18 protein-coding genes and 1 other annotated feature are annotated in these 20,583 nt (G+C 47.3%); all 18 genes read right to left on the reverse strand.

Annotated elements, in window-relative coordinates; genetic code table 11:
• Positions 1 to 230: 230 nt before the first annotated feature.
• Positions 231 to 3,323 carry an isoleucine--tRNA ligase gene (gene ileS / locus NYE35_RS23755; protein WP_094903825.1) on the reverse strand — a complete coding sequence of 1,031 codons (3,093 nt, stop codon included), beginning with the start codon at positions 3,321 to 3,323 and terminating at the stop codon, positions 231 to 233.
• Positions 3,324 to 4,057: 734 nt separating this feature from the next.
• Positions 4,058 to 4,332, reverse strand: a binding site (T-box leader).
• Positions 4,333 to 4,517: 185 nt separating this feature from the next.
• Complete coding sequence (locus tag NYE35_RS23760; RefSeq protein ID WP_051491297.1) at positions 4,518 to 5,030, reverse strand: DivIVA domain-containing protein; 513 nt, start codon at positions 5,028 to 5,030, stop codon at positions 4,518 to 4,520.
• A gap of 227 nt (positions 5,031 to 5,257) precedes the next feature.
• Positions 5,258 to 6,040, reverse strand: coding sequence for a YlmH family RNA-binding protein (locus NYE35_RS23765; protein WP_038572849.1), 783 nt, complete (start codon positions 6,038 to 6,040; stop codon positions 5,258 to 5,260).
• A gap of 9 nt (positions 6,041 to 6,049) precedes the next feature.
• On the reverse strand, positions 6,050 to 6,316 hold the full coding sequence (locus NYE35_RS23770; protein WP_036683616.1) for a YggT family protein: 267 nt from the start codon (positions 6,314 to 6,316) through the stop codon (positions 6,050 to 6,052).
• A gap of 7 nt (positions 6,317 to 6,323) precedes the next feature.
• Positions 6,324 to 6,764 (reverse strand): cell division protein SepF, encoded by a 441-nt coding sequence (locus NYE35_RS23775; RefSeq protein WP_036683619.1) that lies wholly within the window; start codon positions 6,762 to 6,764, stop codon positions 6,324 to 6,326.
• Between the two features lie 11 nt (positions 6,765 to 6,775).
• On the reverse strand, positions 6,776 to 7,462 hold the full coding sequence (locus NYE35_RS23780) for a YggS family pyridoxal phosphate-dependent enzyme (protein ID WP_341122152.1): 687 nt from the start codon (positions 7,460 to 7,462) through the stop codon (positions 6,776 to 6,778).
• Positions 7,463 to 7,465: 3 nt separating this feature from the next.
• Entirely contained in the window at positions 7,466 to 8,323 is an 858-nt protein-coding gene (gene pgeF, locus NYE35_RS23785) for a peptidoglycan editing factor PgeF (RefSeq protein ID WP_076098551.1), read from the reverse strand.
• A gap of 104 nt (positions 8,324 to 8,427) precedes the next feature.
• Complete coding sequence (locus NYE35_RS23790) at positions 8,428 to 8,772, reverse strand: YlmC/YmxH family sporulation protein (protein WP_036683628.1); 345 nt, start codon at positions 8,770 to 8,772, stop codon at positions 8,428 to 8,430.
• A 130-nt stretch (positions 8,773 to 8,902) separates the two neighbouring features.
• On the reverse strand, positions 8,903 to 9,685 hold the full coding sequence (gene sigG / locus NYE35_RS23795; RefSeq protein ID WP_036683631.1) for an RNA polymerase sporulation sigma factor SigG: 783 nt from the start codon (positions 9,683 to 9,685) through the stop codon (positions 8,903 to 8,905).
• Between the two features lie 78 nt (positions 9,686 to 9,763).
• Positions 9,764 to 10,486 carry an RNA polymerase sporulation sigma factor SigE gene (gene sigE, locus NYE35_RS23800; RefSeq protein ID WP_036683937.1) on the reverse strand — a complete coding sequence of 241 codons (723 nt, stop codon included), beginning with the start codon at positions 10,484 to 10,486 and terminating at the stop codon, positions 9,764 to 9,766.
• A gap of 92 nt (positions 10,487 to 10,578) precedes the next feature.
• The gene (gene spoIIGA, locus NYE35_RS23805) at positions 10,579 to 11,526 is read right to left on the reverse strand and encodes a sigma-E processing peptidase SpoIIGA (protein WP_036683940.1); all 948 of its coding nucleotides are present in this window, start codon (positions 11,524 to 11,526) and stop codon (positions 10,579 to 10,581) included.
• Between the two features lie 269 nt (positions 11,527 to 11,795).
• Complete coding sequence (gene ftsZ, locus NYE35_RS23810) at positions 11,796 to 12,917, reverse strand: cell division protein FtsZ (protein WP_036683633.1); 1,122 nt, start codon at positions 12,915 to 12,917, stop codon at positions 11,796 to 11,798.
• 61 nt (positions 12,918 to 12,978) lie between these two features.
• The gene (gene ftsA, locus NYE35_RS23815) at positions 12,979 to 14,241 is read right to left on the reverse strand and encodes a cell division protein FtsA (RefSeq protein ID WP_036683637.1); all 1,263 of its coding nucleotides are present in this window, start codon (positions 14,239 to 14,241) and stop codon (positions 12,979 to 12,981) included.
• A 343-nt stretch (positions 14,242 to 14,584) separates the two neighbouring features.
• A complete protein-coding gene (locus NYE35_RS23820) occupies positions 14,585 to 15,340 on the reverse strand; it encodes a cell division protein FtsQ/DivIB (RefSeq protein WP_038572856.1) in 756 nt (251 codons plus the stop codon).
• 64 nt (positions 15,341 to 15,404) lie between these two features.
• Positions 15,405 to 16,688, reverse strand: a complete 1,284-nt coding sequence (gene murA, locus NYE35_RS23825; protein ID WP_341122153.1) for a UDP-N-acetylglucosamine 1-carboxyvinyltransferase — start codon at positions 16,686 to 16,688, stop codon at positions 15,405 to 15,407.
• 206 nt (positions 16,689 to 16,894) lie between these two features.
• Positions 16,895 to 18,007, reverse strand: coding sequence for an undecaprenyldiphospho-muramoylpentapeptide beta-N-acetylglucosaminyltransferase (murG, locus tag NYE35_RS23830; protein ID WP_036683645.1), 1,113 nt, complete (start codon positions 18,005 to 18,007; stop codon positions 16,895 to 16,897).
• A gap of 5 nt (positions 18,008 to 18,012) precedes the next feature.
• Positions 18,013 to 19,110, reverse strand: a complete 1,098-nt coding sequence (gene spoVE / locus NYE35_RS23835; RefSeq protein WP_036683647.1) for a stage V sporulation protein E — start codon at positions 19,108 to 19,110, stop codon at positions 18,013 to 18,015.
• Between the two features lie 49 nt (positions 19,111 to 19,159).
• Entirely contained in the window at positions 19,160 to 20,581 is a 1,422-nt protein-coding gene (murD, locus tag NYE35_RS23840) for a UDP-N-acetylmuramoyl-L-alanine--D-glutamate ligase (RefSeq protein ID WP_341122154.1), read from the reverse strand.
• Positions 20,582 to 20,583 lie beyond the last annotated feature (2 nt).

Consider the following 20,583-nt stretch of genomic DNA (forward strand, 5'->3'; position numbering starts at 1 on the left):
TGTCTTAATGGAGATTCTCCTCTTATTTCCCTCCACAGCTACGGCTCCTCTCATATATCTTTCCTTCGCTACAAAGTAAACGAGCCCGGCCAAAGAGAATTCATCTCCTTAAGCTCGGGACTCGTTAGTTTTGCGCCGAAATATAAAGACTATATTTCCCGCATAAACGGAAGATCTCCGTTTACACTTATGCCGCTAGTATATGCTGTTTTGGGACAGGTAATGCAGAATTATGCTTCGATATGGATACCGATGGATTTATCACCGACTTCTACCGTCTCAAAAGCATGTTCTCCATCAAAATCAACCGTAGTCACAAGTACATTATCTCGCAGTACATTGTCAAATGCTGTAACAGCTGCTTTTAGCTCATCGTCTAACTTCAAAGTGAGTGCGATCCGTTTCTCGATCGGCAGATCCAGACGTTTACGGTAATCTTGAACCGCACGAATGATCTCACGAACCCAGCCTTCTTGTTCAAGCTCAGGCGTGATTTCGGTATTGAGCGCAACCGTAACTCCATATCCGGAAGCTGCGGCGAAACCTGCTTTGGCTTGTTTTTCAACAAGCAGCTCTTCAGAAGTGATTACAAGCTCTTCACCTTCAGGTGTCGCAATCGCGATTGAGCCGTCTTGCACCGCTTTACGGGTAGAGTCACTATCCATAGCTTTCAGAAAGCCTTGCAGGAAGCCTACGTTTTTACCGTATTTTTTACCGGCAACCTTAAGATTCAGCTTGAGTGTGAAATCAACAAATCCGCTGTCACTGTTCTCCAGCACGATGTTCTTGATGTTGATCTCGTCTTTGATGATCTCTTCATACTCAGACAAATGGAAGTCACGGTTCATCGAAACGATCAGCTCGGACAGCGGTTGACGATTCTTAATGCCTGTTTCGTTACGTACGTTACGCGCCAGCTCAACAATCTGTCTTGCACTTTCCATATCCTCTTCCAGCTCTTTATCGATCAAGTTCTCGTCAGCAACCGGGTAGTCTGCCAAATGCACACTTTCTCCGCCGCCAAGGTTCGTGAAGATATCTTCGGACAACATCGGTGTAAATGGAGCCATCAAAGTCGCTGTCGCCAAAAGCACATGAGTCAACGTACGGTAAGCATCCAATTTATCTTCACCTAGACCACTACCCCAGAAGCGGTCACGGGAACGACGGATATACCAGTTGCTCAGCTCATCCACAAAGTTCTCAATCGCTCTAGACGTATTCACGAAGTCATTTACCGCAAGTCCTTTATCCACCAAAAGAATCAAGCTGTTCAGACGGGACAGGATCCAGCGGTCCAGCTTATGTTTTGATACCTTAAAAGGATGATCGGCTGGGTCGTATCCATCGATGCCCGCATAAAGCGTTAAGAAGGCATGTGTATTCACCAGCGTATCCACTACTTTAGATTTTGTCTCACCTACAAGACCACGCGAGAAACGTTTATTATTCCACGGTGCACTGTCGGACAAAATAGCCCAACGGAATGCATCCGTGCCGTAATCGTTCATGATTTCCCAAGGATCAATAACATTGCCTTTGGATTTGGACATTTTTTGACCATTCTCATCGAGGATATGACCGTGAGCAATAACTGCTTTATATGGAGCTTTACCCTTAAACAAGGTGGATACTGCAAGCAAGCTGTAGAACCATCCGCGGGTCTGGTCGATCCCTTCACAGATCATATCTGCCGGGTACTGATCATTCAGCTTATCCTCGTTCTCAAATGGATAATGGCTTTGTGCAAAAGGCATTGAGCCACTATCGAACCATACGTCGATCACTTCCGGTGTGCGAACCATCTCTGCACCTTCGCTAAACGGACTGCGCAGCTTGATCTTATCCACGAAAGGTTTATGCAGCTCGATATCTTCAGGAACATCACCAATCGCCATCGCTCTTAGCTCTTCAATGCTGTGTGGTGCAAACTCTTTGCCCGTTTCTTGACATACCCAGACATTGAGGGGTGTACCCCAATAACGGTTACGGCTGATATTCCAGTCAACCAGTTCATCCAAGAACTTCCCGAAACGGCCTTCACGTACATGCTCAGGGTACCAAGCCACACTGTTGTTGTTAGCAATCAGCTGATCTTTGATCGCTGTAGTGTTGATGAACCAGCTGTCTGTTGCGTAATACAAAAGTGGTGTATCACAACGCCAGCAGAACGGATAGCTGTGCTCGTATTTTTCTTTACCGTAAAGCAATCCTTTTTCAGACAAAACCTTAATGATATCCAGATCGCAATCCTTAACAAAACGTCCCGCAAAATCAGAAACTACATCCGTATACTTACCGGAATTATCAACCACATTTACGAAGCTGATGCCATTCTCACGGCAAGTCTTGTAGTCATCTTCACCATGTGCTGGTGCCATGTGTACGATCCCTGTACCACTGGAATCTGTAACGAAAGAAGCACCTACGATAACATTGCTTTTCTCTGCCTTAATATATCCGAATGGAGGTGCGTAAGTTTTACCGATAAACTCGGAACCTTTATGTGTAGAAAGGACTGTGTGCTCGCCTTTCATTACTTCTTCGACCAAGTTTTTAGCAACGATGTACACACCATCTTCTTGTTGCACACGTACATAATCCATGTCCGGGTTCATAGCTAGCGCCATATGGGCTGGCAAGGTCCAAGGTGTTGTCGTCCAAGCCAATACGTAGTCTCCGCTGTCATCCAGCTTGAACTTCGCAGTTGCACTGAGATCCTTAACGGTTTTGTAGCCTTGGGCAACTTCATGCGAGCTTAATGTAGTCTGGCAGCTCGGGCAATACGGGCTAACACGGTGTCCGCGGTAAAGCAACCCGTTCTCATGCACTGTAGCCAAGATGTTCCATACACTTTCGATATAGGTGTTATCCAAGGTTACGTAAGGATTATCTAGATCTGTCCAGTATCCAATCGCTTCTGTAAATTCACGCCATTGCTTCTCATAACCGAAGACGCTGTCTTTACATTCCTGGATGAATTTTTCTACGCCATATTCCTCAATCTCTTGTTTACCGGAGATGCCAAGCTTCTTTTGTACACCTAGTTCTACTGGCAGACCATGTGTATCCCAGCCTGCTTTACGTACCACGCGGTAACCTTTCATTGTCTGGTAACGACCGATGAAATCCTTGATTACCCGTCCCAGCACGTGTCCGATATGCGGCGCACCGTTTGCTGTTGGCGGACCTTCATAGAATACATAGTTTGGACGTCCCTCACGGTTCTCCATGGACTTGCGGAACGTATTCTCTTCGTTCCATTTCTTCAATATGCGGACATCTCTTGCCCGCGCCTTTTCTCTGACATCTACTTTTTGCATGTGATGGTCAATCCTTTCATGGATTAGTCTATAAAGCTCTTTTCGATCCTTGGGCGATCCTGGCAGCAGCTGCCACTTCTTTGCCCTGGCACCCGAGCTGCGATCCCGTAGGGCAGCAATCGCTCGGGGCGCCATTTCGCGACCTTGCGCAGCTGGTCGCGCACCGCTCTTGCCCTGGCTCCCGAGCCGCGATCCCGTTAGGGCAGCAATCGCTCGGGGCGCCAATGAGCGACCTTGCGCAGCTGGTCGCGCACCGCTCTTGCCCTGGCTCCCGAGCCGCGATCCCGTAGGGCAGCAATCGCTCGGGGGCTTCGGCGGCATTGCGCAGCAACCGCCCCTTCTTTCCGGGCACCCGAGCCGTGATCCCGTTAGGGCAGCAATCGCTCGGGGTGCCAATGAGCGACCTTGCGCAGCTGGTCGCGCACCGCTCTTGCCCTGGCACCCGAGCCGCGATCCCGCAGGGCAGCAATCGCTCGGGGCGCCATGCGCGGCCTTGCGCAGCTGGTCGCACACCGCTCTTGCCGTTAAGGCCCCGCAGGCGAACCCGCCAGGGGAGCCTAAGAAGGGCCACTCGTTCAGCCACATGAGTCCGTTCGTTTCCACCACCGTACCTATTTGCACGAGGCTTTACTTTGCGGGTGTCCAGAGGGCGGCAGCCCTTGGGGTCCCCCTTAGAAAGGGGGATTTAGGGGGATGGCCGCCCCGGAACAACAAAATAAGCGTCATCCCACCCCCAAAGGGGCGAGACGACGCTCGCGATACCACCCTAATTCTGCGCATGAGCACATCCTTAAGGGGAGTGTATTCAGCACAATCTCAGTCCTGCGCGTAAATCTTGTGCACAGGTCCGGTGTAACGTCCGGCAGACGGTTAAGCTTACGCACGATCAACGCTTCAGCTTAACTTCTAGGGGAAGATCTTCCGGCAGGGCTCGAACAATCGGCTCTCAGCAATCGCCGACTCTCTGGAGAACGTTACCTTGTCGTACTTGTCCCGTCATCGAATACATATAAACATTATACAGATATGTTCTATTTATAGACTTTTTGAATCTAAATGTCAACAGCCATTCGCCCAATCTAGCTATTAAGGACGTACTTGCGCATGGAGTTCACTTTATTATGGTCTATTTTATCGGAAAATAAAAATAGAGGGAATAGCTCCCTCTATTTAGCCAATTATCGTCTGAAACCTTTAGATGCGATGAAGAACATCATCCTTGAAGGCTACGTTCTCGCTCGCCTCACGACTCTCTAAGGCATTCCAGTCATCCTGTGATAACAGCTCCAGCTGAGCTTCCACTAATGTCCGGAAACGAGTGCGATAGATCGAAGCTTGCTTACGCAATTCTTCAGTCTCAATAGCAACCTTACGGGATTTGGATAACGCTTCGTTAATAATCCGATCGGCGTTTTTCTCCGCTTCCTTGATAATGAGCTGGGATTCCTTCTTGGAGTTGTTCTTCACATCATCCGCCGCTTCCTGAGCGACTAAGATCGTCTTCGATAAACTTTCTTCAATATTCACAAAATGATCCAGACGCTCTTGAATAGACAAAAGCTGATTCTGCAGTTCCTTGTTCTCACGGATGACGCTTTCGTAATCCTTGATCACTTGATCTAGAAATTCGTTGACCTCGTCCTCATCATAACCGCGAAGTCTCCGAGAAAACTCCTTGTTATGTATATCGAGCGGTGTTAATGGCATGCTGTGCACCTCCTAGAAATTTCGGACCTTCTTTATCTCTAAATCGCAACTAAGCGGCAGACAAAGAAGAAAGACTGTACTTCAAGTAAAGGCAGAAGGTGTTTCTGTGTTCCGCCTGCCATTTATGGTCCGCCTCTTCTTTAAAGTATCGGCGTCCAGCTTTAAAAATGTTTGATTCCCTCGAAATAATCAATTTCGACAAGTAAGACCGTATTCCTGCAAGGGATTCACACAAATTTACCAATCTGAACACGGTATCGGCCCTTTTTCGTCAAACTGCCGACCTCTAGCACCTTGAAGCGACCGAAGCCTTGAATAGATACCATGTCACCATCCTTAAGACTGCAGGATGGGTCTTCCTCCACTTTCCAGTTTACCCGAACGCGTCCAGCCTTGATGGGAGCAAGAATTTTGCTTCGGCTAAGCCGTGTTACATCTGCGGCAATGCCATCCAATCGCAGGGACGCTACAGTCAAATCCATCACTTCCAGCTTAACCTCACTATTACGCAAGGCGGAAAGGGGTAATACTTCCGTACTTACCTGTATCCGGTGCACTCCAGTTAAATTCATAGCTAAATAATCTGCAATATCAGCAGCGACTACAACATGACAACCATCGTCCAGAACATGAATATCACCGATTTTGCCTCGTTTAACGCCCAGCCCCAGAATAGAACCCATGTAGTCCCCGTGCTCCAAGGCCAGAAACTTCTGCTCCCCTGAGGTTATCGCAAGCACCTTCAGCTCCATGTCTTCCTGATCCAGATCACGATAATCAGGGGCGACAAGCGCTCGCTTCCGCTCTGCCTCAGCATGTCCACCCTCCCATTTAACAATCACGTCAGGATGGCGGTTAACTAAAGTTTGCAGAATAAAACCTTGGCGGGGATCGAGAAATTCAGTTAATTTAGTCTCATGATATTCTCCAGCGTTGGTAACCCATTCAAAGGCCTTGTCCACAAATTGACGTTCATCGGGATGAAAATGCCCGTAAACTTCGTTCTTCATCACAGATGCCTAAAAAATCAAATGCAGGATAGATTTAAGTCCGCCTGCTGCGAATTCCAAGACAAGTAATGCAATGATTGGAGAGATATCAAGTGTACCGAAGAGCGGTGGAATAAACCGTCTGAAAGGTGTTAAATACGGCTCTACGAGTTTGCTTAGCAGTTCTCCAATGAAGTTATCACGAACGTTGGGTAACCAGGACATTAGCACATAGAAAATAATCATGTAAAAATAAATATTAAACAAAATATCGATAATGTAATCAATTTGAAGCAAAGCCCATTCACCTCATTCTGTTATAGTCTTGATCGTCACCTAGGATTTCTGTAATGGAGCCTTGAATTTCAACAGTATCTGGAGTGCACATAAATATATTGCCCCCAATTTTAGAGATTCCTCCCCCAAGGGCATAAACAGTTCCACTGAGAAAATCAATAATTCTCATTGCTTGATCATTGCGAACACGCTGCAGGTTAATTACTACCGTCCGATGCGAACGGAGATGATCAGCAATCTCCTGTGCCTCATCATATGAACGTGGTTCATATAATACAACCTTGACATTTTTTTGCGAATGGATACTGACAACGTTGCCCCTTTGATTTTTGCGGGTTTCTACAGGGGCCGGCTCATACTCATCCTCTTCGTGGATTTGCTCCCGCTCCACAACTTCCTCTTCCTCCTGCAAGCCCAAAAAACTCATAAATCGGTTCATAACGCTCATCACGATCCCTCCTAATGGCCTACTAACACCGTACCCAGGCGTACCCAGGTAGCTCCTTCCTGTATCGCCACTTCAAAATCATTCGACATTCCCATGGACAGCTCCGTAATCGGCTCAGGTGTCAAAGCAAGTTGATTAAGCTCATCGCGCAGCTCACGAAGTCCGCGAAATACAGGACGGGTAAGCTCTGGATCACCTTCTAAAGGTGCCATCGTCATAAGTCCAATTACCTTAACGCGGTCCAAACTAGCGATTTCACGTAAAAATCCAGGTACTGCCTCAGGTGACAGACCGAACTTCGTATCTTCGCCAGAGATATTCACTTGAAGAAACACATTTACTTCCTGATCGGTGGCAAGCGCCTTTTTGTGTAATTCTTGCGCCAGAGACATCCGGTCCAAAGAGTGTATATATTGAAATTTTCCAATAACGTCTTTAACCTTATTGGTTTGCAAATGCCCGATAAAATGCCATCTCCCTTTGTCCCCTAAAACCTTCCATTTGTGCTCAGCATCCTGCCAGCGACTCTCGGCAATATGCTCTAGTCCTGCCTCCAATACGGAGGATACCATTTCCAGAGAAACATATTTCGTCACTGCAATTACCTTGACGTCATTACGATCCCGGCCGCTTGCCGCGCAGGCACGTGCTACACGTTCCTCTACCTCAGCAATTCTCTCCTGCAGTGTTAAAGACAACTTTCAACTCTCCTTTATTCCGATCCAGCTCGTCATTCTGCCTGTAATACCGTTTTCTTTGCGATATGAAAAAAACAAATCACGATTACAGCTTGTACACCATGTTGTACATTCGATATGAGTCGGCAATATTCCTGCTTTTATCATAATGCGTCGATTCATTTCTTTCAAGTTTAGCAAGTATTTACTCTGATCAGTCTCTGAGGCTCTGTAAAGCTCCACAGCATCGAAAGTTTCTATACCCTCATTCAAGCTGCCCTCCAACTGGCGAACATGCTCCATCACATAATCATCCACCTCATAACAGCAGTCGCCAATGGATGGACCGATCGCTGCCACAATATCATGTGGATTGCTGCCGTATACCGTTTGCAGCTTATTCACCATGGCTGCGGCAATCTGAGCCACCGTCCCTTTCCAGCCTGCATGCGCAAGACCGACGACTCTACGCACGGGATCATAAAAATAAAGGGGCACACAATCCGCATAAAAAGAAGTCAACAAAACCCCGGGCACATCCGTCAGCAGACCGTCCGTGGCTTGAAATGCCGATGCTCTGTCCTGTTGTCCCCGCCCACGGTCTACTTCCCTTACCACAGCTATCTCTGCCCCATGGGTTTGTTCTCCACAGGTCCATGCTTCCGGTTTGAAATCAAGAGCTTCGGCAAGCGCTCTCCGATTGCTCAGGACAGCTTCAGGAGCATCCCCAACGTGAAACGCACAATTCAGGCTGTCATAGGGCGCCTTGCTAGCCCCTCCCTGTCTACCAGTAAACCCCGCTGTAATTTCATTATGCTCCACTCGCCACGGCTCCAGATGGAGCAGCATAAGCATTTCTTTCCCCTGCACAAACGGTTCCATTTCCTCACCTCCGCCTTAGTGTACCACATGTAAATACCCGTACAAAGTGACGCTTAAGCCAGATCGCCTAAATTCTTAAATAAAAAAACAAAAAACGCACCTAATTAATAAGTGCGCCGTTCGCTGCGATCTCCCCGCTCCAGATACATCGTTTCCCGCTCTTCCTGTCCCGGAGACATCCGTGACTCTTCAATCTTCACGAGTACTACATCGGACCCGATCTTGACTATATTCCGCCATGGAATAATCAGATCTGTCCCGCCTCCGAACAATCCCATAAACCGAGTGTATCCGGGTATAACGATGGCATCTATGACACCACGGCGCAAATCAAGCTCCAGATCACTAATCTGCCCCAGCCGCTTGCCATCTACAATGTTGATAACATCCTTCGTCTGAAAATCAGAGATTTTCATTTTTTTGGCAGACCCTTGATAATCCTCGTTCATCTCACCACCCCTGTACAATCCGACCTATAGTCCAATATATGATACGGAAGCTTGTCTACATTCATTAAAAAGAGGAGATCGCCCAAAATCCTTAACCCGGATTCTGGAATATCTCCTCATGGCTACTGCTCTAAGATTTCACGTGTTTTTGCATTTGCTGAATCGCAGATTTCTCCAGGCGTGAGACCTGTGCCTGTGAAATGCCAATCTCGTCTGCGACCTCCATCTGTGTTTTCCCTTCGAAAAACCGCATGGATAAAATTCGTTTCTCCCTTTGTCCTAACTTACGCATCGCTTCACGTAATGCAATTTCTTCGATCCACGACACATCCTTATTCTTATCGTCGCTAATCTGGTCCATTACATAAATAGGATCGCCGCCGTCATGATAGATCGGCTCGAATAAGGACACTGGATCCTGAATGGCATCAAGAGCAAATACAACATCTTCCTTCGGCACACCCAGCGCTTCTGATATTTCGAATATCGTCGGTTCCCGCGAGTTCTGATTGGTCAGACTATCACGTACCTGGAGCGCCTTGTAGGCGATATCTCTGAGAGAACGTGATACCCGAATCGGGTTGTTATCACGCAGGTAACGCCGAATCTCACCGATAATCATCGGAACTGCATATGTGGAGAATTTAACGTTTTGTGATAAATCGAAATTATCAATGGCTTTCATCAGACCGATGCAACCCACCTGGAACAAATCGTCAACAAATTCTCCCCTATTATTGAACCTCTGGATAACGCTTAGAACAAGTCTAAGATTACCGTTTACCAATTTCTCTCTGGCGGATCGCTCGCCCTGCTGCTGCAGCGAAGTGAACAGTTGCCGCATTTCCACATTCGTTAGAACAGGCAGCTTAGCAGTATCCACACCGCAAATCTCGACTTTATTACGGGTCATGATGATTTACCTCCCAAGGAGAAACATTACTGTACATTATCTCCCGGGCTCGCCATTTTATTCCTTGCTAATTTCACCTTACACCATCTTGTTAAACTCCTTGCGCAGCCGCTTGATAATTCTTTTCTCCAGCCGCGAAATATAAGATTGGGAGATGCCAAGCAGATCGGCCACATCTTTTTGTGTCTTTTCTTCGCCTCCGCGCAGGCCAAATCTCAGCTCCATAATGAGTCTTTCCCGGTCACTCAGCTTTTCCAGTGCCTTTTGCAGCAGCTTGCGATCAACCTGTTCTTCTATGTTCCGATAAATAGTATCATTTTCCGTTCCTAATACGTCAGAAAGCAATAATTCATTGCCATCCCAATCAATATTAAGCGGCTCATCAAAAGAAACCTCACTCCGTGTCTTGCTGTTCCGCCGCAGATACATCAAGATTTCATTCTCTATGCAGCGGGATGCATAAGTAGCCAGTTTTATTTTTTTCTCAGGATCAAAAGTGTTCACAGCCTTAATTAAGCCAATAGCGCCAATCGAAACCAGATCCTCGATATTGATGCCGGTATTCTCAAATTTACGAGCGATATATACTACCAAGCGAAGATTGCGCTCAATCAACATCGCACGAACAGCTGCATCGCCGCTAGACAGCCGCTGAAGCAGATATTCTTCTTCTTCCCGTGTCAGCGGTGGAGGAAGTGCCTCACTCCCGCCAATATAATAGATTTCCTGACTCTTCAGCCCTAGTAGAAACAGCATGCGGTAATATTGCAGCTGCAGAGCAATTTTCCATTTGACCATTATTTGTTCCTCCTCCAAGAAGTGCACGGTTCGCGTGTGAAGCTTTCAAATCCCGCTTTCAGCCATCAGAAGTTTGGTTCAGCTAGCTTTAAAGATTAGGAAGGCAGTGCTGCATCAATAGCGCTCTCTTTTTGAGTCAAATCAGGATGTATTACAGCCCGATAGGCTCCATCCCCCGACAATGTCCCACCATCCAGCCCGATCAAGACTCTTTTACAATAAAAGATATCTTCACCAAGCTTTATCGTCACCTGATCAGGCTTCAGTGCAAGCATAAATGATGCCCCCCGGTTAACTCCCCTGTAAGGCACCAGTCGCATCCTGTCCTGCCAAGCAAACGACTGCCCGTCCGTTTCTAGTAAAAGTTTGTCCGCTCCGTCCTGAGTGAGTCTACCTTTCCATGTTTCAGGCAGATGTCCCTCCCAGAGCGAAGATTCCATAACCATCACCGGTATGCGGGTCAAAGGATCACAAAGCCGGTTACCTGTGTCTAGCAGGCCGGGACAGGAAACAGTCACTCCATCAATTTCTACTACCACCTCACCGATATAGGTTTCAAGCTGCTCCCTTCTGATTCGTGAGGAGTGCACTGCCTTGAAGCAGATTAACACCAGGGGAAATACTGCAATTACAAACCAAAAACCAATCTTTAGGCGGTAAGCATGCCCTCCTGAAGCAGTGAACATAATACCATTCCAAATATCACCGGAGCTCTGCAGCAAATAGTGAATACCTACAATCCCACCAGCAGCTGCGAAGTTGATAATATAAAAAGCTCCCATAGTGCGAAGGTAGCTTTGCAGACTCCCAAAACCAAAGGCAATCCATAGCATAACCACCGACAATCCAAACTTAATGAGGAAGGTATACATGAAAGACAACTCCGGCACAAACATCATCACCACATAGAGCGCACCAACCAGAGCTGAGAGGACTAGCCGCCACCATGATATCCTCAGCTTGACCATCCAGCCTGTCAGCCACAAAAGAATTCCGTCGATCACTAGATTGGCGGCGAATATCAAGTCAATATAAACAACCAGTGCATTCACCTGCCTACTATGGCGGAATCTATCCTGTAGCCAAAATGGATCAGGCTCTGTTTTTTGGACGATATGATTAGTATAAAAAGTCTCGCTTTCAAAGTCTGTCTAAACTTGGGGGGCATTCTTGAGGTTTTTTTGTCGAGTTATAGCGTGGGAGGGTTTTATTCCTTCTGAACAGCATTTCACATAAAAAAAGCACCGCAGTACCCTAGCTCTATTAGCTGGATAATACGGTGCTTTCATATCTTCTTGATAAAAATATTTAACTAGTCGTTGTTGCTACGATTACGGTTACGCAGGAACGTCGGAATATCCAACTGATCTGACGTGTTCTGATTCCCGAACGGACGCAGATTAGCAGCGTTCTTATCCGGTGCTGCCGCTGGCTCGTTATTCGTCGAGACCGGACGACGTCCTGGAGCTTCAGGCGATGGTTTATGTTCAAAGCCAGTAGCAATTACTGTTACTTTGATATCATCCTTCAGGCCTTCATCAATTATCGCACCAAAGATCATATTCACTTCAGGATCAGAGGCGGATGTAACGATCTCAGCCGCTTCATTGACTTCGTATAGGGAGAGGTTAGATCCTCCCGTAATATTCATGATTACGCCGCGGGCGCCTTCAATAGACGTTTCCAAGAGTGGGCTCATGATGGCTTTACGTGCTGCTTCAGACGCACGGTTCTCACCATTTGCTATACCAATTCCCATAAGCGCTGAACCGCGCTCTGTCATGATCGTCTTTACATCCGCAAAGTCAAGGTTAATCAGACCAGGAACCTTAATTAGGTCAGAGATACCTTGAACAGCCTGCCGGAGAACATTATCTGCTTCACGGAAAGCTTCCAACATCGGTGTTTTCTTATCAACGATCTCAAGCAAACGGTCATTTGGAATGACAATTAGCGTGTCGACTTTTTCTTTCAAAGCTTCGATTCCAAGCATTGCCTGGTTATAACGTTTTCTTCCTTCAAAAGTGAACGGGCGAGTAACTACACCCACAGTCAGGGCTCCACACTCTCTAGCAATTTCAGCTATAACTGGCGCCGCCCCTGTACCTGTACCGCCACCCATTCCTGCAGTAACAAATACCATATCTGCACCTTTAAGGGTATTCGAAATCAGATCACGGGATTCCTCCGCTGCTTTCTTACCGACTTCAGGGTTGGCGCCTGCACCCAAACCACGGGTCAGCTTGTCCCCAATCTGCAGCTTGTGCTCCGATTTGGCCATATGCAACGCTTGGGCGTCTGTATTAACCGTAATAAATTCTACACCCTGAACGCCGTTTTCAATCATCCGGTTGACAGCATTACTACCTCCGCCGCCCACGCCGATGACTTTTATTTGCGCCAAGCTCTCCATTTCAAAATCAAATTCTAACATATTGTTCCATCTCCCCCTCAATGTGCTTGGATGGCCGGTCCAAGTATATCTGGACTTACACTTATATAAACTCGCTAAACATATTTTTTAGACGCTCCACAAATCCGGGCTTCTGAACAGTTTCTTGACTCGGAGTGGCGTTCTGCTTGCTCCGGTTGACCGTCTTTTTGTTGCTGCTTCCACCACTGTTTCTTGCTCGGAAACTACGGACAACATTATGCAGAATACCGACACCGCCGGTAAACCCAGGGTCCCGTACACCGATATAATCCGGCACGGCGATGCGTACAGATGCAGCCAGCTCGGTCTGAGCAGCCTTCAATACACCCGGCATCGAGACAGTCCCACCTGTAAGTATATAACCTCCAGGCAGTTCACTGTAACCAAGCCGTTTAACTTCTTGACGAATCAGGTGGAATATTTCTTGCACCCTTGGCTCGATAATTGCCGCCAGATCCTCTTGGTTAAATTCCTTCTCCACGTTACTGCCAATGCGCAATACCTTGAAGACAACGTCTGAGGCTGCATCGTCAATCCATGCGCAACCATATTTAAGTTTTACCTTCTCCGCTTGATCAGTAAGTGTCCGAAGTCCGTAGGCAATATCATTGGTTACGAATTCTCCTCCGATCGGAATCGTGGAGGTTGCACTAAGAGAACCCTCTTCGTATATGGCTATTGTTGTTGAGCCCGCACCAATATCAACCAGAACAGATCCCATCGATTTCTCGTCCTTGGACAGCGCCAATCCACCAGCTCCAAGAGACATCAGCACAAGATCCTTTACCTTCAGCCCTGATTTCTCAACACAGCGTAGTAGATTATGTATTGGCGTCTTAGCACCCGTAATGATTGTTGCCTCAACTTCCAGACGAACACCAATCATTCCACGCGGGTCTTGAATTCCTTCAAGACCATCGACGATAAATTGTTTGGGAACAACATCAATCACTTCACGCTCCGGTGGCATAGCAATGACTTCCGCAGCTTTAATTACGCGATCGATATCATCATCGCCGATTTCACGATCCTCATTCTGAACGGCCACAACACCGTGGCTGGATTGCAGGCCAATATGATTACCGGAAATGCCTACATAAACCTCTGATATTTGAATACCCACCATCTGCTCTGCATGATCTATAGCACTTTTGATCGATTGCACAGTTTGGTCGATATCTACAATCGCGCCTTTACGTATTCCTTCCGAATCAGCAGATCCAACGCCAATAATATTAAAGGTTCCATTGGTAACTTCCCCAATTATTGCCCGAACTTTGGATGTACCGATGTCCAAACTAACAATGATGTCATTGTTGCTCAAGTCCTATGGCACCTCCTGTTATAATCATAATTAATTGCATTACCTTATCCCGGTCCCGGGAAACTTCTCTGTACATATTCAACATACCTAATCCTTTCCCTCTTTTTTCTACAAATTTTTTGAACGGAATAATATTCCAACATCCCCAAATGTGAATAGTTACTCATATGTTATTGTAAAAATAGCAATTATCACAAGAAATATCGGCCTAATTGGTCATTTCAACCAAATATAGTACTATATCTCAAAAAAATCGAAGAAAAAAGAGGGATATAGCTTCTTGCCCGTAACTCCGATTGTAGCATTTTTTTAACTCTATTAGTAGGGACTATTTACCTCCACACTACTCTTGCGCAACATCTTCTTCATCGCTTTCCACCTGAAAAGGAACATATGAATCGGCTTCTAGCATTTTAATGAGTCCAGGCTGTTCAGTCTCTATAATCTGATTCAAATAGGACACCTTGCTCTTTAGCAAAGAGATGGCTGTAATCACCTCAAAACGGGATCTAGTATAGAGCTTGATCCGGTCTGGAAAAGACAAGGTTGGCGAGGGAACAATCTCAGAGATATCACTTGTCAATTCATTAGGAATGCTTGCTAATGCTTGACAAAGCTTAGCCTTATTCGGATCTTCCGGGTCCCAGTTCGTTAATATAGGTTTCTCAACAGCAATTCCAGTCTCATTAACAGGCACTGCAGCTCCACTGGACAGAATCGCCTTTAAGAGGCCTCCCTGTTCCAGTTCATAAGCTACCGCAGGGAATTCCTCAATCTTTACTGTGATCACCCCGGGGAAATCCTTCTGCACGCTGACGTCTTTAATCGTCTTAAGCTTCAGCAGAGATTCTTCCACAGCTTTAGTTGATACAGCAAAGAATTGCCCACCTATTTTAATTCCACTTTGTGAGAGTAACTCTTCACTAGTAGAATACTTGCTACCTTGAAAATCTATCACTGTAATATGGCTAATAGACGATCTGAAAAAAATCACAGCAAGAAGCGCAGTGAACAGCAGCAGCAGGATCGCCGTAATCTTACGGCTCATTTTTTTCTTAGGCTTGTCCTCTTTAAGAAGAGGTAATCGGGTTGTAGTCATTCTCATATCTCCGTAATAAGGCCCTGTCTCCTTCTCTGAGAGATCTGGAAGGAGACAGGGAGCTTTAATTGGCCAAATCAAGTGGATCCGTTGCAGGCACCTTACGGCTTATACGCGCGCCAAGCTTCTGAAACAGCTTCTCTATTCCATCATAACCACGGTCAATGTGATGCGCTTGCTCAACGACCGTAGTCCCTTGTGCAGCAAGCCCGGCAATGACCAGAGCTGCACCCGCCCGCAAATCAGTAGCTTCCACAGTAGCACCATACAATCTCTGAACGCCGCGAATAAACGCACGATTCAAATCGATAGAGATGTCAGCACCCATCCGGGCCATTTCTTCCACATGTTTGAACCGTCCCTCAAACACCGTCTCCTTGATCACACTAAAACCATCGGCGAGCGACAGCAGCACCATGACCTGAGATTGCAGATCCGTCGGGAAAGAAGGATAAGGAGAGGTTACAATTCTCTCAACCGCACGCGGACGCCCCATGCAGCTGACATTAATTATATCATTGCATACTGTGATTTGAACACCAGCCCGCTTAAGCACATGAATAAGCGAAGTCAGATGCCCGGCGTTCGTATGTGTCAAGGTCACATTCCCACGTGTAGCTGCCGCAGCAATCATTACAGTTCCAGCCACTATCCGGTCTGGGATTACCTCGTACGTACAGGGATATAAGTTTTTGACACCCTGGATCGTAATGGTATCCGTGCCTGCACCGATAATCTGAGCACCCATACTATTCAAAAATTGCTGTAGATCCTGTATTTCCGGCTCTCTTGCTGCTCCCGATATCGTCGTTGTCCCCTCTGCCTTGGCGGCAGCCATCATAATATTCTCCGTGGCTCCAACACTTGGATAGTCGAGATGAATATCACTCCCTACAAGCTTTGAGCCCCGACAGGATATTCGTCCGTTGCTTTCCTCGATCTCCGCCCCCAGTGCTTTAAGACCCTGCAAATGAAGATCGATTTTACGCTCCCCGATCGCACAGCCACCAGGCTGATAGATCGTTACCTCACCAAATCTGGATAACAGCGGTCCCATTAAAAAAATGGAAGATCTCATCTGCCGCATCAAATCCTCAGGTACATGAGATGTCCCCACGGCTGACGTATCTATCGTCACCGTATCCTCTTGATGCACGCACCTGCAGCCCAGCCGATCCAAGATGTCTAGCATAGTCTCGATGTCCAGCAGCTTCGGCACATTATGCAGTGAGTGAACTCCTTCGGCCAGCAGGCTTGCCGCTAGAATCGGCAGCGCCGCATTTTTTGCTCCATGGATACGAATGGTGCCTGACAGGGGACTTCCACCCTCAATCACCAATTTGTCCAATGTATCACCTCCGAGATTACCGCTCACCCACCACAAACACTTCCGATACAAGGTCATATGAAATGTACAAGATTATCCTGCACTACCTTTCAGGTTAGGAAGTGTTCTGGGTGATTGTCACGATTATAGGATTATCCTATGTTCGTTCCTCCAAGTGTGTGACAGAGAGCTGCCAATAAGGAAAATACCTCTCAAAGGTAAATGGCTTAAGACTGTTTACCGGCTAGTCTTCGGAGTTCGTTAGTGACAATGGCAGCAGAATCCCTTTTGCCCAGTCGTTTGGAAGCCTCGGACATTTTTTGGCGTACAGCTTCAGTTCCAATGATTGCTTGCACAGCTTCATAAAGCGCCTTACCATTCAAATCCTTCTCAAGCAGCACCACAGCGGCCCCTTCGCGTTCCAGCTGTCTTGCATTCGCCTCTTGGTGATTGTTCGTCACATTAGGAGAAGGGATAAGTACAGAAGGAATACCCAGCGCTGTAATCTCAGCGAGAAAGGATGCCCCCGCCCGATTTACGATTAAGGAGGTACAAGCCAAGACCTCCGGCATATTGTGAACATAAGGTAGGACATGCAGCCAGTTCGGTGTGCTACCCAGCTTCTGACGCAATTCAGCACGGGTATCCTCAAAATAAGGCTCACCTGTAACGTAAACATAATGAACACCATTACCCTTACCCACAAATGGGGCCATTTCAATCATGGCTTTATTAATAGCCTTAGCCCCTTGACTGCCGCCAACAACCAAAACAACCGTGCTGTTATCCGGAATGCCCAGCGAGGCAAACCCCCGTTGTGGACTAGCCGTAGTAACCGTCGTTGCCCGAGGATTACCTGTGTAGATTACGTGCTTGCTCCCCGGAAAAGCAGATTCTGTCCCTTCAAAGCTTACGGCCACTGTACTCGCGTAACGACTTAAAAAACGATTTGTTAAACCAGGGATAGCATTTTGCTCATGGATCAAGGTTGGGATACCCAGCCGGGATGCAGCGTAAACGACCGGACCACATACATAACCGCCTGTACCAATTACAACATCAGGCTTAAACTCTCTTAACATTTCTTTGGAAGCCTTAACGCCCTTTAAAAAACGCATCACCGTCTTGACGTTGTCCATGGACAGCTTGCGCCGAAAGCCAGTGATGTCGATAGATTTGAAAGGGATATTCTCTTGGGGAACAAGCTTGCTCTCTAAGCCACGCGTTCCACCAATATACAGGAAGGTAGATTCACTATCTTCTGCTTCCAGTTGTCTAGCAACAGCGACTGCGGGATAGATATGACCACCCGTGCCTCCGCCGCTTAATACGATACGCATGTCTTTCACCTCGCATAACGGGATAAGTTCAATAGAATGCCCAGGGAGGTTAACATCAGTGTAAGCGAAGAACCTCCATAGCTAATCAGAGGAAGTGTGATGCCTGTTACAGGCATTAGACCGATGACCACACCAATATTAATAATGACTTGCACAGCCACCATACAGACGATGCCAACGGCCAAATAGCTTCCAAAACGGTCAGGCAGACTCATCGCCACCTTCATTCCGCGCCAGATTAGAATAAGAAACAGGATCAACACAGCCAAACCACCGATAAACCCCAGTTCCTCGGCCAATATAGAAAAAATAAAATCGGTCTGCGGCTCAGGTACATAACTGTACTTCTGCCGGCTCATTCCAAGTCCGAGACCCCCAAGCCCTCCAGGGCCAATCGCGTATAGCGACTGAATAATCTGGTAGCCTGCACCGAGGGGATCGGACCAAGGATCAAGAAAAGCGGTTATCCGCTGCAACCGGTAAGGTGCTGCGGCAACCAAAGCAACAAACCCAGCCACGCCAGCTACTCCTAGTGAGAGTAGATGTTTCATTCTTGCCCCAGCTGTAAAGACCATCATCAAGGCTGCGCCAAACATAACGGTACCTGTACCCAGATCCGGCTGGAGCATAATCAGTGCAAAGGCTGATCCGATAAGCGCTAACGGTGGAAGTAAGCCACGAGTGAAGGAGGTGATATCATACTCTTCTTTTCCCAGCCAATTCGCCAGAAATAGAATCATCCCCATCTTCATGAACTCGGAGGGCTGAATCCCGAAGGAGCTGATTCCGAGCCAGCTGCGCGCTCCCCCGCGAACTACACCAATGCCGGGAATAAGCACCATAACGAGCAGGATAAAGCAGACAATCAGTGCCGGCTTAGCCAGCTTTTTTAACACTTTGTAGTCTGTATTCGCTGTAACAAACATTGCAACAAGTCCCAGTCCTGCAAACAAAAGCTGCCTCTTTACAAAGTAAAACGAATCTCCATAATTGCGGAAGCCCAAGACAGATCCGGCGCTGTATACCATCACCATGCCGATTACCAGCAAAGAAAGAATGGGAATCAGCAACCAAATATCGGGAGCATGACGAGTTTTGTTCATCAGGAGCACACCTCTTGCATCCGTAGTAGGGGCTTATCCACCCCCCTACTTAAAGGTTATGCACCGCCTCTTTAAAAATACACCCGCGCTCTTCATAGGATGTAAACATATCCCAACTAGCACATGCAGGAGACAGGAGAACGATATCTCCTTCTTCCGCCAGAGCGGAAGCTTCCCGCACAGCTGCTTGCAGCACGGCGGCGGCGCTCTCCCCATTATCGACGGAGATAATCTGCTTTAATCCTGCCAGCTGTGCTACATTTATTAGCTTGTCCTTGGTTTGTCCTAACGCCACCAAAGCTTTGACGCGTCCGCTCAGGACAGGCAGCAGCTCCATATAATCGGAGCCACGGTCTAATCCGCCAGCGATCAATACCACCGGACGCTGAAACGATGTCAAAGCCGTAATTGTCGCTTTGGAGTTCGTTGCTTTGGAATTGTTGTAATAAGCGGCCCCAGCCTTATCAGTTACATACTCCAGGCGGTGCTCCACACCACGAAAAGAAGAAAGCACTTCGCTTAATAGAGAGGGGTCAGCTCCAGCGGCAATAGCAATTCCACAGGCAGCCAGCGCATTCCCCACATTAAAGCGACCCGGAAGAGCGATGGAATCCACATCCGCGATTATCGTTTCCTTGTCCGCAGATTCGCGATAGATAATGTGGCGCTTCAGCTCATCATCTTGCCCCGTAATATAGGACGGGCTAACAAATACTCCATGAGGCAGCTCCTCAAACAAGGAGAATGGAAGAATCGAAGCCTTCACATAGGGCACAAGTTCCCGGCAGACAGGATCATCCCAGTTCAGCACTGCTGTATCCGTAGCTAATTGATTAGCGAACAGCTTGGTTTTGGAATCCACATAATCTTTCATGCTTCCATGATAATCCAGATGAGTCTCTGCAATATTCAGCAGACAGCCTATCTTTGGCCGGAAGGTCTCCGTACCTTTGAGTTGAAAGCTGCTAAGCTCGACCACCATCCAGTTATCCTCTGTAGCCTCTTGTGCAGCCTGACAAAGAGGCGTACCAATGTTGCCCGCAACTATAGGGTTCATTCCCGCAGCTTCCAGCATATGGCCTACCCAGGTCGTCGTTGTCGTCTTGCCATTGGAGCCTGTGATGCCGATCATCGGCGCTGCACAAAGTCGATAAGCCACCTCTACCTCTGTGACCACTTCAATTCCAAGCTCAATTGCCTTTTGTACAGGGGGCGCAGAATAGGGAATGCCTGGATTTTTGATTACCAGACTTACACCTTCATGAATAAGTCCTTCCGGATGCCCGCCGCATATAACACAAATTCCCAAAGATTCCAATTCGGAAGCTTCGGGACTTTGATCTCTTTCCTTTTTGTCGTTAACCGTAACTATAGCGCCGCGTTCATGCAGCACTTTAGCCACCTGGACACCGCTTTTAGCAAGCCCAAGAACCACAACTTCTTCACCATGATACATATCTGGATGTTTCATTC

Origin of the sequence: Paenibacillus sp. FSL L8-0494 (genome assembly GCF_038003695.1) — a bacterium.
Classification (GTDB): Bacteria; Bacillota; Bacilli; order Paenibacillales; family Paenibacillaceae; genus Paenibacillus_AQ; species Paenibacillus_AQ odorifer.

Coding starts and splice junctions, on each gene's coding strand:
- ileS (WP_094903825.1), bottom strand. CDS start 3,323: ATGCAAAAAGTAGATGTCAGAGAAAAGGCGCGGGCAAGAGATGTCCGC.
- NYE35_RS23760 (WP_051491297.1), bottom strand. CDS start 5,030: ATGCCATTAACACCGCTCGATATACATAACAAGGAGTTTTCTCGGAGA.
- NYE35_RS23765 (WP_038572849.1), bottom strand. CDS start 6,040: ATGAAGAACGAAGTTTACGGGCATTTTCATCCCGATGAACGTCAATTT.
- NYE35_RS23775 (WP_036683619.1), bottom strand. CDS start 6,764: ATGAGCGTTATGAACCGATTTATGAGTTTTTTGGGCTTGCAGGAGGAA.
- pgeF (WP_076098551.1), bottom strand. CDS start 8,323: ATGGAACCGTTTGTGCAGGGGAAAGAAATGCTTATGCTGCTCCATCTG.
- NYE35_RS23790 (WP_036683628.1), bottom strand. CDS start 8,772: ATGAACGAGGATTATCAAGGGTCTGCCAAAAAAATGAAAATCTCTGAT.
- sigG (WP_036683631.1), bottom strand. CDS start 9,685: ATGACCCGTAATAAAGTCGAGATTTGCGGTGTGGATACTGCTAAGCTG.
- ftsZ (WP_036683633.1), bottom strand. CDS start 12,917: ATGTTAGAATTTGATTTTGAAATGGAGAGCTTGGCGCAAATAAAAGTC.
- NYE35_RS23820 (WP_038572856.1), bottom strand. CDS start 15,340: ATGACTACAACCCGATTACCTCTTCTTAAAGAGGACAAGCCTAAGAAA.
- murG (WP_036683645.1), bottom strand. CDS start 18,007: ATGCGTATCGTATTAAGCGGCGGAGGCACGGGTGGTCATATCTATCCC.
- spoVE (WP_036683647.1), bottom strand. CDS start 19,110: ATGAACAAAACTCGTCATGCTCCCGATATTTGGTTGCTGATTCCCATT.
- murD (WP_341122154.1), bottom strand. CDS start 20,581: ATGAAACATCCAGATATGTATCATGGTGAAGAAGTTGTGGTTCTTGGG.